The sequence below is a fragment of the Bacillus sp. CCNWLW194 genome, from assembly GCF_037120585.1.
Lineage (GTDB): Bacteria > Bacillota > Bacilli > Bacillales > Bacillaceae_G > Bacillus_A > Bacillus_A basilensis.
Genome location: NZ_JBBBBL010000013.1, coordinates 144,780 through 160,381 on the forward strand (window position 1 = coordinate 144,780; position 15,602 = coordinate 160,381).

The window sequence follows — 15,602 nt, forward strand, 5'->3', positions numbered from 1 at the left end:
ACCCTCCATTACTTCAATGTAAGAAATTCTGCAATTGGACCGAGTACTAACATCGGGAAGAATGTTAATGCACCGACAATTACAATTGTTCCGATGAAAATGCCGCCAAATAAACTATTATCCGTACGGAACGTTCCGACTGTTTCTGGTACAACCGTCTTTTCTTTCAATGAAGCTGCGACAGCTAGCATCGTAATTAAACTGAAATAGCGACCTAAAAACATAACTAAACCAGTTGTAATATTCCAAAACGGTGTATTATCCGCTAATCCTTCAAATCCAGATCCGTTATTCGCAGCTGACGATGTATATTCATATACCACTTGCGTCAAACCGTGGAAACCGAAATGAGAAATAGCATCCGTTCCTAAACTTGTTGAAAGAGCTAATGCTGAAAATCCTAAAATAAGCAGTGGATGAAATAGTATCGTTACCGCAATTAACTTCATTTCCTTACCTTCAATTTTCTTACCTAAAAACTCTGGTGTCCGTCCGACCATCAATCCAGATATAAAGACTGCGATAATCGCATACATAATAATGTTCACAAAACCTGCTCCAACGCCGCCATATACTGTATTTAACATCATATTTACAAGTGGAACTAACCCACCAATTGGTGTTAACGTATCATGCATCGTATTAACAGCCCCTGTTTCAGCAGCTGTCGTTACAGTCGCATAAAGGGAAGAAAATACTGTTCCGAACCTTACTTCTTTTCCTTCTGTACTTCCTTGTACGTGTTCAATACCCATTCCATTTAATGCCGGATTCCCGTTTAGTTCAGATGTCGTAATCGTTATAAACCCTAGTAAAAACACCATGAATAGTGAAACGAAAAGAATACGTCCTTGTTTTTTATTTCCTACCATTCGTCCGTACGTGAATGGTAGTGCTGTTGGCAATAACATCATAAGCATCATTTGCAAAATATTACTCATTTGTCCTGGGTTTTCAAAAGGATGTGTAGAGTTTGCCCCAAAAAATCCACCACCGTTATTCCCAAGTTCCTTAATTGAAACGAATGATGCAACTGGCCCACGTAAAATACTTTGCTTCGCGCCATCAATCGTTTGTGCCGTAACTGCTCCGTCTAACGTTTGTGGTACGCCAAGTGCAACAAAGGCTAGTGCCGCAATACATGCGATAGGAAGAAAAACTCTCGTTAACGCTCTCGTAAAATCAACGAAAAAGTTACCGAGTTCTTTTCCAGCCAGTCCTCTTATAAATGCCATAACAAGCGCTAAAGTCGTTGCCGGTGCTGCAAACATTAAGAATGTAATTCCGATTAATTGTGATAAATAAGATAAACCATTTTCACCGCTATAATGCTGTAAGTTTGTATCAGCCATAAAACTAATTGCTGTATTAAAAGCGAGCGTAGGCTCCATTCCTTCAATGTGTGCTGGATTTAATGGCAATACTCCTTGTAATCTGAAAATGAAATATACGACAACAATCATAAATCCATTTAATAAAACTAATGATAATGCGTACTGTTTCCACGTTTGATTGTATTCTTTTACACCCGCAATTTTAAAAATAAGTTTTTCAAAAGGCCCGAATACTTTATCTAGCTTTTTACTACCTTGAAAGGCTTTCTCTAAATAAATTCCCGTTGGCTTTGCCACAAGAATAAACAATAGCATTGTAATAACAACTGCGACCCAGATCATAATGAATGACTCCCCCTAATTAAAACTTTACCGGATTTAATAATGCATACACTAAGTACAACGTAATTACTGCAACAATAACCGATAAGGCAATCGTCATGATTGCTTCCCTTCTTTCACAACTTTATCTGACCAACTTGCAAGACTTGCCATCGATGCGACTAACACAACAAAAATCCCGATCATTACAACATCTAACATAGCTATCCCTCTTCCTATTGTAAAAATTTACCATTAGATTATCAAAAAAAGAACACTAAGCTCTACTTAGTGTTCGAAATGAACAACACAAAGTAAACCTCCTCTCTAAACGCTTACGAGGTTAGCTGTCGGATTCGGGCCTAAAGAGTAGCCCTACTTTCAAAACTGAAAGATTCACCCCAAGTGACGATGCACAAAATTGGTTCCCCCGCTCCATTTCTGGAACTCAGCGATTTTAGGTTTTTTTGGAAATTTTATGAATGATTTATGAGAGTAAATATACTCCTCTATATTTAACTTGTAAAGAGGCAAATTACTGAAAATAAGAAAATATCCACCTGTTTAAACGCTTACATTTAGTGTTATTAATATTCTTTCATCTGTTTTCTCGTCTTTTCTTTCTTTTTCACAGAAATAACCTTTTAAATACGAAATAAAAAGAGCGAATGACATGAAGTGCATAGCTTGTTGCACTTCGCATTCGCTCTTTTTTTATACACTATTTATTCCCCTCGTAAAAAAGCACGTAAATTTCTCCCGCGAATATAAACTTGTGACAATTCTGCATGTAGCTGCTCATATTCGATAACATCTGATTTTAAATATAAAGCGTCTTTTGATGGTAATATGATATAGGGCCTTGGAAAAATAGGATCGAGCACCACCAATTCTTGAACTCGCTCTACCGATACTGCCCAACGATTCGCTATATCTCCTAATAATAACACCTTCATTTTCTTCTCCCCCGCCTTATTCAAAACATAAAAAAGAAATATTATCACAATTCGTAAACACGACAAATGTAGCTCCAATTGTTTCATAGAGCCTCGCTGGATATCGTTTATTTTTTGTAACAACAGTAATAGGCGCTTGGAAAGAAAAACGAATGTGTTCTGTAAAGAAGCTAACGATTGGAAGCTCATCCCCTAGCAGAATCACCTTCTTAATACACTCACAAATACTAGTAAAATCCTGCTTCTTACTACAACTATACGTCCAATCAAATCCACAATTCCTAACTTCAGCCGCTATCTCTTCATTTGCTGTAAAAATAATTAACTCATGTTGAAAAGCTACTAAATCTATTAAACTATTTACCTTGCTTTCTTCTCCAACACAAATTTTACCTTGCTTTCTTCTCCAACACAAATAAGTGTTAGTTCCATATACCTCATCCTCCTTAGCATAAAAGAACTCAAACATAGATTGATATTCCCCTATACTAATCAGATCGATGAAGTGATGTATCCATCATGGCACCGTCCTCTCTCAAGACGCTTACGAAGTTAGCTGTCGGATTCGGACTTTGAGAGTAGCCCTACTTTCAAAATTGAAAGATTCACCCCTAGTGACACTGCACAAATTGGTTCCTCCGCTCCATAGAATTGGACTCAGCGTATTACAAAAATGTATTCTGGCTGATATATTACTCCTGTATTTGGAAAAAGTAAACAGAAAAAAAGCCAGTTATAAAACTGACTTTTCTATTATTCATGCTTATGCTTTATTCAATTTGTATGCAAAGTGATTCGTCGGTCCATGACCACTTCCAATATTCAACGGTTCTTCAATTGCTATACTAATAAATTGTTTAGCCTCTTGAACTGCCTCTTCCATCGAGTATCCTTTCGCAAGTCCAGCTGTAACTGCTGACGCAAATGTACAGCCGCTTCCGTGTGTTTGCTTTGAAGGAATTCGCTCACTTCTAAATTCAATAAAATCTTCTCCATCAAAGAGTAAATCAATTACTTCATTACCTTGATATTCTGCATGTCCGCCCTTCATGAGTACATATTTCGCACCTAATTCATGAAGTACTTTTGCAGCCTCTTTACTATCTTCAACGTTATGAATTTCCAGCCCAGTTAACACTTCTGCTTCCGGAACATTCGGTGTTATAACAGTTGCTACTGGTAATAAATATTCCTTTAATGCTTGTACTGCTTCTTGTTGTAATAATGATGCTCCACCCTTAGCAATCATAACAGGGTCTAGCACAATATTATTCCAGCCAAATTTATTAATATGTTCTGCTACAATTTGAATGATTTCGCTACTAAATAACATTCCTAGTTTCACAGCATCTGGTGTTAAATCCGTACCAATTGAATTCAGCTGTTCCGTGATACCTTCTAATGGAACAGGATATACCCCTTGAACGCCAAGCGTGTTTTGAGCAGTAATTGCCGTAATAGCCGTCATCCCATATACACCAAGCTCTTGGAATGTTTTTAAATCCGCTTGAATGCCAGCACCGCCTCCGCTATCAGATCCTGCAATTGTTAAAGCTTTATTCACTTTCATCCCACTCATCCTTTTCTAACCAAAATAGCGATGATAAATCGTCTTTGCTTCGCTTATATCTTTCGTTCCATGTACAAGTACACGACCATCTTTGAAGGCAACTAATCTCTTTTCTTCAACAGAAAATGATAGTAAATATGGATTTACATTTAAATCCGTAACGCGACCTTCCAGCAGCCCCTTATATTGTTCAAAATCCATTTCCCCTTTATGAGGTGGTCTAATTTGAACTGTATTTCGTCCGCATAAAACTGCTGTTTTCGATGTATTTTCTTTATTTAAATACGGATATAATGCATTCTCCCCGCATGAAGGACAATTGTGTTTACGAAGCTTTTGCACATTCATACATGAATATTCATTCTTCCATACATCAAACGACGCAAGTCCCTCTCGAAGTGATTCGTAATCTTCCACTAATAGTTTAAGAGCTTCCGTTACTTGATGAGAAACGACGAGAGATACAGCAGGTGATATAATGCCCGCTGTATCACATGTCGCACCGCCAAGCGGAATCGATTGTAATAAACATGATAAACATGGTGTTTTACTAGGAAGAATTGTGTAAGAAAGTCCGTAACTCCCTACACAAGCCCCGTAAATCCATGGAATAGAATATTTTTGCGCTATATCATTTACAATGAAACGCGTTTCGAAATTATCAGTTGCATCAATGATTACATCAACATTTGTAACAAGCTCTTCTAATTCCTCAGCTGTTACATCTTGAACGAGTGCTTCTACTCTTACTTCACTATTAATCTCTTCTAGACGTTTCTTCGCCGCTACAGCCTTCGGAAGATTATTTTTCACATCACTCTCTGCATACAATTGCTGCCTTTGTAAATTACTCCAATCGACATAATCACGGTCAACAATTGTTACCTTCCCAACACCAGCTCTTACAAACATTTCTGCATTTGCACTACCTAATGCGCCTGCGCCAATAATAAGCACATGCTTTTCTCTTATCTTTTGCTGTCCTTCTTCCCCAATGGGAGAAAATAGTTCTTGGCGAGAATATCGATTATTCAACTACACTCATTCCTTCTAAAGGACTACTTGCAGTTGCACAGCGTTTACGTGCGATACGACCTGCTTCAAAGCCTATGCGACCTGCTTTGATACCTAATTTCATTGCGTATGCCATTTTAATAGGATCTTTTGCTCCTGATACAGCCGTATTTAATAACACACCATCCGCTCCTAATTCCATCGCGAATGCCGCGTCAGCTGGGCTACCGATACCAGCGTCAACGATAACTGGTACTGTCGCTTGTTCAATAATGAAGCTTAAATTTAACGGATTTACAATACCAAGCCCTGATCCGATTGGTGATGCTCCTGGCATAATCGCATGCACGCCAAGTTCTTGTAATTTGCGGGCTAATACAACATCATCAGATGTGTAAGGAAGTACGATAAATCCTTCTTCTAGTAACATTTCAGATGCCTTTAATGTTTCTATTGGATCAGGTAATAACGTTCTATCATCACCAATAACCTCTACTTTGATCATGTCACAAAGTCCTGAAGCTTTCGCTAATTTTGCAATACGAACAGCTTCTTCAGCATTTTTCGCTCCGGCTGTATTCGGTAATAACGTATATTTTTTCACATCAAGCTTCTCTAATAAATTAGGTTGCTTTGCATCAAATATATCCATACGACGTACTGCAAACGTTAAAATTTCAGCTTCTGAAACGTCAATTGCTTTTTGCTGTACGTCAAAATCAGGGAATTTCCCTGTTCCTAATAAAAGTCTAGACTGAAATGACAATGGTCCAATGTTTAACATAATCAACCGCCTCCTACGAAAGTTACAATCTCAATTTGATCTCCATCAAAAACAGATGTATCTATATGATTATCTTTTTGTAAAATATCTTTATTACGCTCAACTACAACAATCCTGTTATCTAACTCTAAATGTGTAAGTAATTCAGCTACTGTTTTCACACTCGCTGGCACTTCAATTTGATTACCATTAATTTTTAAATTCAAACTTCCATCCCCTTTCTAAACTCTTTTAGAAAGCAATGAATCTAGCAAGTGATTCTCCTGCTTTCCTTCTATTAAATCCGCCATATATTGACCAGAAACAGGACTTAATAAAATGCCGTTTCGATAATGGCCCGTGCAAGCATATAAACCTTTTATTTCTTCATGCTCTCCCATATAAGGAGCTTCGTGATTTGATTGTGGCCTTAATCCTGCCCATGCACTTTCCCATTCCGCTTCTTTTAAAGCCGGCAATATTGTATAAGCACGCTCTAATATAGAAGTAATACTTTCTGGTTGCACAGTTTTATTAAACGTATGAGGCTTCATCGTTGCTCCAATTACGTACCGTCCACCGCGCTTTGGTGCAATATAAAATCTTTCTTGGAAAATAGGCGCATTTAAAAGTGATTTTCTACTTCTTACCGCTACTACTTCTCCTTTAACTGGATATGTACCCCATTCGCGGTGAAAATAACCTAGTAACTTCGTACTCCATGAACCACCTGCAATCACAACTTTCTCGCACGCAATAATACCTTCGCTTGTAACAATTCCTGTTACGTTATCATTTTCAATACGAATATCAAATACTTCTGTTTGTTCATATATATCAGTACCGGAAATTGCTGCAGAGTGTGCAAATGCTTTTGTAAGCTCTGGTGCAATAACATGACCATCTTTCGGATAATATACCGCACCTATAATGGATTCAGATAGAAATCGCTCTTTTTCCCGCAATTTTTCTCCCGTTAGAAAATAGGAATCTTCACCTGTTTTCTGCTGCCAATCCATAATATGAAGAATTCTTTCCTTCTCATCTTCATTTTGAGCAATGCGATAAATGCCTTTTTCTTCATACCCAATATCGATGCCTGTTTTTTCACGTAAAACTGCTGCAAGTTGTGGAAATATAGCACGGCTTTCTCTAGCAAGTTCAAATAACGGATCATACGCATCCCATTCTGCCTGAACCCCAAGTAAACCAGCAGCTGCTTTCGAGGCCTCAGATGCAATCTGTTGCCTCTCTACAATCGCTACTTTATGCCCTCGTTCTGCTAGAAAATGTGCAACTGAACTACCAATTACACCTCCGCCAATTATCGCTACATCATACTTCTTACACATGTTTTTCCGCCCACTTTCTTATTGATTCCTTATAAGATTTCGCTTTGCTATACGGGTTACTACTACTTATAATTCCAGACATAACAGCAATACCACTGACACCATTAGTAAGAACATCCCCTGTGTTTTCCGTGGTGATTCCTCCAATTGCTGTAATCGGTATGGATAAACACTTTGCAATGGCTGAAACTTCTTCAAGCCCTCTCGCTGGCACACCTTTTTTACAATCTGTCGGAAATACATGACCATAGACGAGTGAATCCGCTCCATTCTTAAATGCATCGATCGCCTCTTCTAAAGAATGCACAGAATAACCGACATGCAAATAAGAAAACTTTTCTTTCACTGACCTTACATCTGCGCTTCGATATCCTAGCTGCACACGCGGAATATTTAATAAAATAGCAATATCAATTCGATCATTTATTACTATCTTCGATGCAGGAAAGCCTTTCTTCAAAAGACTTTCCACACCTTCATACAATTCCTTCGTACTTTTCTCACGCTCACGAACATGTAAATAATCAATCTCACTCTCAATTTGCATTGCTACATTCACTAGCTCTTCGAATGACATGTGACCATTTGAGATTACATGAAGCTCATTTTTCATATTCATTCGCCTACTTTAAAATGTTTTCGAATAATTCCTCAGCTGGAACGATTTCTTTCGTCATCCCTTTATCTTTCAGCCATTTATTTTGTTTCTCCCATGACTCTTTTGAATCCGATAGGAATGGCTCATCTTTCGTTTCCATCTTCTCTAATAAAATTTTCATACTTTCTTTTTCAACTTCTGGTACAAGCGGGAAGTTTTCTTTTTCTTGATGATTTAATAAAATATTTAATGCTTCATCTGGATTTTTCTTCATGAAGTCATAACCTTTTTTCGTACCACGTAAGAAAGCTTGCAACGCTTCCTTATCTTTTTTCAACGTTTTATCACCTGTTACAAATACAAGCTCATGATAGTTTGGCACACCATAATCAGCTGGATTAAAGTACGCTGGTTCATGGCCTTCATGTCGCATAACAGGTACTTCATGGTTAATGTATGCTCCTGTTACTGCATCTACTTTTTTCGTAATTAACGCTGGTACTAAATCAAAGCCAACATCGACTACTTTCACTGTATCTGGATTACCACCATCTTCTTTTACCATCGTTTTTAAATACATCTCACTTAAAGGTGTCCCCGAATATCCTACTGTTTTTCCTTCTAAATCTTTCGGTGATTGAATGCCTGCTGATTTCAGTGATACAACATGATTTAACGGGGAACGTACGACAGCTCCAATTGATTTCACTGGAATTTGTTCATTTGCTCTTGCCATAACAACATCTGGTTGATAATACAAGCCAACCGTTACTTTTCCTGCCGCTGCTAAAGTTAATGGATCAGTCGGATTGGAAGGGAATTTAATATTCACCTTTACTCCTTCTTCTTTAAAGTAGCCTTTTTCAATTGCCGCATAAATAAAGCTATGTACCGCATTTGGGTACCAATCAAGCATGACCGTTATTTCTTTTTCTTTCTTACCCTTATCTGATGCTGAATTACTAGAACATCCAGCAATCATTGCAACTAATAATGTAAACACAAAGATGCGTTTTAAAAATTTCATGAATGCTTCCTCCAACTAATAAATTTCTTTTCTAAAATCGAAATAAGGATGACAAAGGAAATAGCTAATAATGATAACAATACAATGGGTGCAAATACACCCGCTCCGTCTAATTGCGTCATCATCCTTTTACTGAAATATCCTAACCCGGCTTGTGCACCGAGCCATTCACCAATTGCTGCCCCAATCACACTAAGCGGAACTGCAATTTTTAAAGCTGAGAAAAAATAAGGAAGAGCAGATGGTAACTTTAATTTAAGAAAAACATCTTTTTTCGTTGCTCCATACGTAACTAAGAGCTCCTCCCATTCTATTTTTGTACTACGTAGTCCATCATACGTATTGACCGCAATTGGAAAAAACGTAATTAAAACCGTAACAACAACCTTACTCCAAATCGTATATCCAAACCATAAAACGAAGAGTGGAGCAAGCGCTGTAATCGGAATCGTTTGTGAGGCAACTAATAATGGATAAAATGCTCTCTCCATCCAATTACTCGCATTCATTAACATCGCTAGCCCTACCCCAAGTACGATAGAAATAGCCACCCCTATTAAAACGACATTTAATGTTGCCGGCAAATGAACCGTAAATAATATATCTTTTAGTTTCCATATCTTCATTACAATTGCAGACGGTGACGGTAAAATGTACATCTCATCTACAACTCTTGCGCCTATTTCCCACATGACAAGTAAAATACTAGAAAGTGTAAGGGCAGGTAATAGTTCCTTCAACCGGTTCATCATACGAGTACCTGCCTTTGTAACATACTAAGAAGCTCATCTTTAAGCGCTAACGCTTCAGGCCTATATAAATCTTTTCTTGTCCGATTACAATCAAGCGGTACAATCTTCTCGGTTAAAGTAGTTATCGGTTGATTTTCTACAACGAAAATTCGATTAGAAAGAAATAATGCTTCTTCCACATCATGAGTGATAAATAAAATTGTTTTTTCCCACTCTTTCCATTGTTCAAACAGCCATTCTTGCAAAGATGCCTTCGTTAAAGCATCCAACGCGCTAAACGGTTCATCTAACAGCAATATCTCCCCGCCTGTTAATAAAGTTCGAATAAAAGATACGCGTTGTCTCATACCGCCAGATAAATCTTTCGGATATTTTGTCTCATACCCTTGTAAGCCAAATTTATGTAACAGTTCCTTTGCCTTTATTTGTGCTTCTTTCTTCTGTACACCTTGGCACTCTAGCGGCAGGGCAGCATTCTCAATAATCGTTCTCCATGGCAGGAGCATATCTTTTTGGGGCATATATCCTACAGGATGGCTCTTTGTTTCTGTCAGCTCTATCTGTCCCGTACTTGCTTCTTCTAAACCTGTAATAAGGCGAAATAAAGTACTTTTCCCGCACCCACTCGGTCCGATAATACTTACAAACTCTTTATCTCTTATAGAAGCATTTAATTCATTGATGATTGGTTTCTCATCATAATGAAAAGAAACATTATGAAACTGTAGTATGTTCTTGCTCCTCAAATCCCCACATCTCCTTACGATAGGACATATCCCAGAATAAATATTCAAATCGACTGGAATATAGGAAAATCTCCTCTAATCGATCTAGCTCTTTGTCAGACTTTCCAACTGCCATTTCATTTAATAAATCTATTAACCAAATACAAAGGTTACCGTATTCTTCCGAACTATATCCTTGAATCCACTCACCAAAGAACTCATGATCTCTTGCTCCAGGAATATCGTTTAAACGCTTTCCAATTTCCCAGTAGCTCCACATACATGGAAGAAGTGCTGCTATTAATTCCGCAAGTGTGCCATTTTGAGATACAGACATCATGTAATTTGTATAGGCTAAATTTTTAGCAGATGGTTTGGCAGATTCTATCTCCTCTATAGAAATATCAAGTCTTTTTGCATATTGTTTATGGATTGTCATTTCTCCATTTAATATGCCATCAATTTGTTCAGCAAATTTCCCCATTACTTGTGGATTCGTTGCTTTTACAACACCAATCGCATATAGCTTTGCATAATCTAACAAATATAAATAATCTTGAATAATATAATACTGAAACTTATCTTTTTCTAACGTGCCATCTCCCATACCTACTACAAACGGATGATTATGACTCATCTCCCAAACTGGTTGTACAGTTTCTAATAATCTATCGCAAAATTTCATTTCTCTATCCCCTTTCAATCTATATATCTAAATAAAAAACCACTTCTAAATAAGAAGTGGTTACAGCAAATAAAATTATAATTTATTCGTTGCTCCACTTCCCTTCGCTAGTATTACCTAGATCAGGTCTGTAAGGGTTAAGGATTATTCCTCTCTCAGCACAACAAGCACCCCTAGTGGTTTCAATATGAAATTTTCAAATAAAAAAGCCCCGTTTCTATACGCAAAGAAACGGGGACTCATTATTAGTGTCCGAATTGCTTCCCTACGCTAGCATAATCTAGATCAGGTAATGAAAAGGATCAAAGGCTTACGGCCTACTCTCAGCTGGCAACACCAGCTCTCCTAGCAAACTATGAAATTATCACTGTCAGTATAACACCGTAATAAGACATCATCAACTGTTTTAATTTTCTCAATTGTCAACAAAATAATAAAACTATACAATATTTATATTCTATCTTAGAAATTATCATCCCAATTAATTGGATAATAAGGAATCATTATCCTCAAAAAATTTATTTTTTTATTGATTTCATATTACATTTATGTGAATACACCCACTATATTATATCTTTATACTATAATAAAATTACAACTATACAACTAGAGGAGGTCTCTATTATATGAATATGAAAGCTACTGCTTTAACAGCAACTACTGTCGCAATTGCCTCTTTACTTCCTTCTATGGGAGAAACAACTGTACAAACAGCCAACGCTGAACAATTATCTAACGTGAAAACTGGATATGTCAAAGTCGATCAAGTAGCCTTACATACACAAGATAACGCAAATAGCTCATCAATTGATACAATTCGCTTTAATACGAAAGTAAACATACTCGAAACAACTAATAGCTGGTATAAAGTATCTGTTAATAATAAAGTAGGTTACGTACAAAAAGATGCTATTCTACTAAAAAACAAACTTCAATCTAATAATCAATACATTGTTAATGCCAATGCATTAAACGTTCGTTCTGAACCTAATTTAGAATCTTCAATTTTAGATGTATTACCAAATGGGAAATTCGTTACCATTCAAGAAGAACAAGGTGAGTGGTATAAAATTTTACATAATGGCAAAACAGGTTACGTACAAAAGGCGTTCGTGTCTAATGGTTCACAGCCTTTAGTAAAAGGCATCACAGTTCAAAATAATACGAAATACACAGTTGCAACACCTAAACTTAATGTACGTAGCAATGCTAGTACAAGTAGTGCACTACTTGGTTCATTACAAAATGGTACACAAATACAAGTAGTGGAAACTGTCGGAACTTGGTATAAAATTCGTTTTGGCACAGGATACGGATATGTAGCAAAGCATTATGTGGTGCAAAATCAAACGCAATCACAAAATCAAACAGCTCAACCTACTTCCATTCCAGCAGTTTTCAAATTCCCTACTCAAGGAAGAATTAGCTCAACCTTTGATATGCGCTGGGAACAAATGCATTATGGGATAGATATTGCAGCTCAGGGTAATGTCTCTATCCAAGCTGCGGCTGCAGGTAAAGTTGTGAAATCATATTATTCAGCTAGCTATGGCAATGTTGTGTTCATCGCTCATCAACTAAACGGGAAACTATATACAACAGTCTATGCTCATATGAAAGATCGCACTGTACAAGCTGGTGATCAAGTACAGGCTGGACAATTAGTAGGTCATATGGGAAACACAGGTCATTCATACGGGCAACATCTTCATTTTGAATTACACAATGGAGAATGGAATTTTGAAAAAACAAATGCAGTAAACCCACTGCCATATTTAGTTAGGTAAATTGTATGCCACGCAATATCAATATACCTCTCATAATTGAATACTTAGCCTTTTTAGGTTTAATCTGTTGTTTAATCATTTACAATACAAATACTGTATTTTTATCTATTATCATTGCTTTTGTCGCTTTAGAAATTATGATGGAATCCTTTCAAGTTAAACTAAAACAAAAAATTGCACATATTTATAATGCCATCTTTCTATTAAGTGCCCTAATAACAAATATTATTAGTAATGGTTTTTATTTATCTACCGTATTTCCTGTGTTCTTTATGGCTGTTTTACTATTCATAGCTAGATACATTCATGTCCCTAATAACAAAAAACACGAACAAGAAGCTTAGAAAGAGGAGACACTGTGTACCAATCTTTCAAAGATAATCCGCTAAAATATATATTGAATTTATATAAAAAAATAAATACTTTTTTTGGTATACAAGGAAGCAATACGGCACAAGTTTTCCTTTATGGAATGTTATTTCTCGTCTTAATCACATTCTCCTTGCTTTACTAACAAAAAAAGGATCTCACGTTTATGTGAGATCCTTTTTAATTTATATAGAAAATGCTCTTTACCCACAAGCATATTTTTCATAAATAAAGCTAAGATTATATTTTTTCTCCAAGCTCATCCTTTGTTCATCATCGCACCAATAGAACAGAATATCATGAATCGTTGCATAACGCTTATTTTTAAGAAATAGTTTAAAGAATGATGGCAGACAATCATGTAATTGTATAAATATATAATTGCGTAATATTTCTTCTTTATATTCAATGCCCTTACAAATATACAGTAATTCTTCACAATAATATGCATGCTGTGGAACTTGAATCATTTCGAAAAATGGCACATATGATAATAACTTTCCGATAAAATGATCATATCGATCCATTATTCCTATCGTCATATGCTCCATCATATCTTTCATTACATATAAATAATCATCTACATGAGTAGTCTTTAATGGGTCTAATCGATCTGAAATTTGAGAAAGTACAGCTCTTTGACAAGCTAATACCGCTTGACTAGGTCCATAATATGCTAGGAAGTCTGTACACTTACGATATTTCCGTAATAAGTCATGTGTATATAAATCATACACAAAAGTATTACAATACATCGCTAGACTCATCATATCACTATTTAATTGTTCCTTTGATAGGAATTTAGCTCTCTTACACATATAAAAGAATGTAAATTCCAATACTTCTTTATGGGATAATAGACGTTTACAATCCTTTATACATTTCTCATTAAATTTAACTCTATCCCAAATTTCTACATCCCCATCAGTCAATTCACCAATACGATATTTAATAATTAAATAGTTTAAAGCAACCGCTTGCGTCAAAAGATCCCACGTTTCATATTCCAATGAAGTGTAAACAAACTCAGCTAGTCCTTGATTTACCATAAAAGTATTTGCTTCTTCATACCAACCAATCTCTTGACATAAGCGAAGAATACGTACTAAAGTTGGAATTTCATCTTTATGAAACTGCGGTAAATTCTTTGCTTTATTCATTCCATATACGATAAATGCCGCTAAATTTTCTTCTTTATAAAATTCTTTTTCTTTCCACACTAATATAGTTCGTTCTTTCCCTTCACCTTTTGGATGACAAGGTACAAGCAAAGAAAATAATTCAGCGAAATTATTTGGTTCTATATATGTATCTGTAACCAAATTCCAATTCGGATCGCGCTGTACAGCCCTCATATAATTCCCCTTCCCTTTTGTCTACATAGGAAATATTAATCCATTATTACATCGTTAATAATAAATATTGTTATATTCGAAATCTATCATAACGCTTATATCTATCAGTATATCATTTTTTCTCTTATTTAAAATTAGGAATGACAAATTTAAATAAACTGTCGAAATTACTAACCGTATACTTATTATATAATGTCTCAGATACATCATGCTAACATATTAGCTTAATCCATATATACTAGAATAATGCATCTGATTTTTATACGTAACTTATCCCACTAATTAAAGTCTCTCTTCATTCCGTATGCTCCGAGATTTCACTTAAAGCAAATCCCGCTTGATCATCTGCCGATTCTCTTGTAGCTAAATCACCTAATGCTAGCATTCCAACAAGTTGACCACTCTCAACTACTGGTAATCGTCTAATTTGATACTGTGCCATTAACTCTGTAGCTTTTTCAATGGAATCATCTGGAGAAACTGAAACAATATTTGTTGTCATTACATTTGTAATTTTATTAGATCCAGGATGTTTCTCAGCAATGCCTCTAACCACTAAATCTCGGTCTGTAACAAGCCCAACAACTTGCTCATTTTCAACAACCGGAATCAATCCAATCGATTCTTCTTTCATCTTTACAGCAGCCTCGTATACGTTGTCTAGCGGTGTACAATGTACAATATGAGTACTCATAAGGTCTCTCACTCGTGTCATTTTTGTCTCCTCCTTTTTATACATACCATAGTTTTTCCTAAATCCCTTTATTTATTTCAGGAAAATCAGTAGATAAAAGAGGATTAACGCACAATAAAAAAGAGTCAGCAATGTGCTGACTCTTTTTTTATGACCCGTACGGGATTCGAACCCGTGTTACCGCCGTGAAAGGGCGGTGTCTTAACCACTTGACCAACGGGCCATGGCTCCGCAGGTAGGACTCGAACCTACGACCGATCGGTTAACAGCCGATAGCTCTACCACTGAGCTACTGCGGAA

At 36.4% G+C, this 15,602-nt stretch carries 18 protein-coding genes, 2 tRNA genes and 4 riboswitches; of the genes, 2 read left to right on the plus strand and 18 right to left on the minus strand.

The genetic code is table 11. From position 1 onward, the window contains the following. Positions 1 to 8: 8 nt before the first annotated feature. The 14 genes from kdpA to tenA form a co-directional block, all read right to left on the minus strand. On the minus strand, positions 9 to 1,676 hold the full coding sequence (kdpA, locus tag V7S50_RS25440; RefSeq protein ID WP_242255793.1) for a potassium-transporting ATPase subunit KdpA: 1,668 nt from the start codon (positions 1,674 to 1,676) through the stop codon (positions 9 to 11). A gap of 96 nt (positions 1,677 to 1,772) precedes the next feature. Beyond that, complete coding sequence (locus tag V7S50_RS25445; RefSeq protein WP_000887889.1) at positions 1,773 to 1,877, minus strand: SipW-dependent-type signal peptide-containing protein; 105 nt, start codon at positions 1,875 to 1,877, stop codon at positions 1,773 to 1,775. A 96-nt stretch (positions 1,878 to 1,973) separates the two neighbouring features. Next, a riboswitch (cyclic di-AMP (ydaO/yuaA leader) is annotated at positions 1,974 to 2,119 on the minus strand. Between the two features lie 261 nt (positions 2,120 to 2,380). Further along, positions 2,381 to 2,611 (minus strand): hypothetical protein, encoded by a 231-nt coding sequence (locus tag V7S50_RS25450; protein ID WP_063223681.1) that lies wholly within the window; start codon positions 2,609 to 2,611, stop codon positions 2,381 to 2,383. 16 nt (positions 2,612 to 2,627) lie between these two features. Further along, complete coding sequence (locus tag V7S50_RS25455; protein WP_242255791.1) at positions 2,628 to 3,080, minus strand: hypothetical protein; 453 nt, start codon at positions 3,078 to 3,080, stop codon at positions 2,628 to 2,630. 56 nt (positions 3,081 to 3,136) lie between these two features. Beyond that, positions 3,137 to 3,284, minus strand: a riboswitch (cyclic di-AMP (ydaO/yuaA leader). A 90-nt stretch (positions 3,285 to 3,374) separates the two neighbouring features. Beyond that, on the minus strand, positions 3,375 to 4,190 hold the full coding sequence (gene thiD, locus V7S50_RS25460) for a bifunctional hydroxymethylpyrimidine kinase/phosphomethylpyrimidine kinase (RefSeq protein ID WP_242255788.1): 816 nt from the start codon (positions 4,188 to 4,190) through the stop codon (positions 3,375 to 3,377). Between the two features lie 6 nt (positions 4,191 to 4,196). Then, complete coding sequence (gene thiF / locus V7S50_RS25465) at positions 4,197 to 5,216, minus strand: thiazole biosynthesis adenylyltransferase ThiF (protein WP_242255785.1); 1,020 nt, start codon at positions 5,214 to 5,216, stop codon at positions 4,197 to 4,199. Next, a complete protein-coding gene (gene thiG / locus V7S50_RS25470) occupies positions 5,209 to 5,979 on the minus strand; it encodes a thiazole synthase (RefSeq protein ID WP_242255783.1) in 771 nt (256 codons plus the stop codon). Before thiG ends, thiF begins: the two co-directional genes overlap by 8 nt. Before the next feature lie 2 nt (positions 5,980 to 5,981). Beyond that, entirely contained in the window at positions 5,982 to 6,185 is a 204-nt protein-coding gene (thiS, locus tag V7S50_RS25475) for a sulfur carrier protein ThiS (protein ID WP_242255774.1), read from the minus strand. Between the two features lie 15 nt (positions 6,186 to 6,200). Then, a complete protein-coding gene (gene thiO, locus V7S50_RS25480) occupies positions 6,201 to 7,310 on the minus strand; it encodes a glycine oxidase ThiO (protein WP_336376601.1) in 1,110 nt (369 codons plus the stop codon). Further along, positions 7,303 to 7,923 (minus strand): thiazole tautomerase TenI, encoded by a 621-nt coding sequence (gene tenI / locus V7S50_RS25485; protein WP_242255770.1) that lies wholly within the window; start codon positions 7,921 to 7,923, stop codon positions 7,303 to 7,305. The genes thiO and tenI overlap by 8 nt, the downstream gene beginning before the upstream one ends. Positions 7,924 to 7,933: 10 nt before the next feature. Beyond that, a complete protein-coding gene (locus V7S50_RS25490) occupies positions 7,934 to 8,935 on the minus strand; it encodes an ABC transporter substrate-binding protein (RefSeq protein WP_242255768.1) in 1,002 nt (333 codons plus the stop codon). After that, positions 8,932 to 9,684: an ABC transporter permease gene (locus tag V7S50_RS25495; protein WP_063223837.1), complete on the minus strand. Its 753-nt coding sequence runs from the start codon at positions 9,682 to 9,684 to the stop codon at positions 8,932 to 8,934. The genes V7S50_RS25490 and V7S50_RS25495 overlap by 4 nt, the downstream gene beginning before the upstream one ends. Continuing rightward, entirely contained in the window at positions 9,684 to 10,433 is a 750-nt protein-coding gene (locus V7S50_RS25500; protein WP_242255766.1) for an ABC transporter ATP-binding protein, read from the minus strand. Before V7S50_RS25500 ends, V7S50_RS25495 begins: the two co-directional genes overlap by 1 nt. Beyond that, positions 10,402 to 11,097, minus strand: a complete 696-nt coding sequence (tenA, locus tag V7S50_RS25505) for a thiaminase II (RefSeq protein WP_063223671.1) — start codon at positions 11,095 to 11,097, stop codon at positions 10,402 to 10,404. Before tenA ends, V7S50_RS25500 begins: the two co-directional genes overlap by 32 nt. An 82-nt stretch (positions 11,098 to 11,179) precedes the next feature. Next, positions 11,180 to 11,282: riboswitch (TPP riboswitch) on the minus strand. 60 nt (positions 11,283 to 11,342) lie between these two features. Continuing rightward, a riboswitch (TPP riboswitch) is annotated at positions 11,343 to 11,454 on the minus strand. Positions 11,455 to 11,723: 269 nt separating this feature from the next. Between tenA and V7S50_RS25510 the strand changes: the two genes are divergently transcribed. Continuing rightward, the gene (locus tag V7S50_RS25510; protein ID WP_242255764.1) at positions 11,724 to 12,884 is read left to right on the plus strand and encodes an SH3 domain-containing protein; all 1,161 of its coding nucleotides are present in this window, start codon (positions 11,724 to 11,726) and stop codon (positions 12,882 to 12,884) included. A 5-nt stretch (positions 12,885 to 12,889) separates the two neighbouring features. Then, positions 12,890 to 13,228, plus strand: coding sequence for a hypothetical protein (locus V7S50_RS25515; protein ID WP_242255762.1), 339 nt, complete (start codon positions 12,890 to 12,892; stop codon positions 13,226 to 13,228). 228 nt (positions 13,229 to 13,456) lie between these two features. Here the strand turns inward: V7S50_RS25515 and V7S50_RS25520 are convergent, their stop codons facing one another. The 4 genes from V7S50_RS25520 to V7S50_RS25535 all read right to left on the minus strand — a co-directional run bounded on the left by V7S50_RS25520 (position 13,457) and on the right by V7S50_RS25535 (position 15,601). Continuing rightward, complete coding sequence (locus V7S50_RS25520; protein WP_242255754.1) at positions 13,457 to 14,608, minus strand: DUF3965 domain-containing protein; 1,152 nt, start codon at positions 14,606 to 14,608, stop codon at positions 13,457 to 13,459. Between the two features lie 295 nt (positions 14,609 to 14,903). Next, a complete protein-coding gene (locus V7S50_RS25525) occupies positions 14,904 to 15,323 on the minus strand; it encodes a CBS domain-containing protein (protein WP_063223667.1) in 420 nt (139 codons plus the stop codon). Positions 15,324 to 15,453: 130 nt separating this feature from the next. Then, positions 15,454 to 15,525: transfer RNA gene (locus tag V7S50_RS25530), tRNA-Glu, on the minus strand. Between the two features lies 1 nt (position 15,526). Beyond that, a tRNA-Asn gene (locus V7S50_RS25535) sits at positions 15,527 to 15,601 on the minus strand. Position 15,602: the final 1 nt, after the last annotated feature.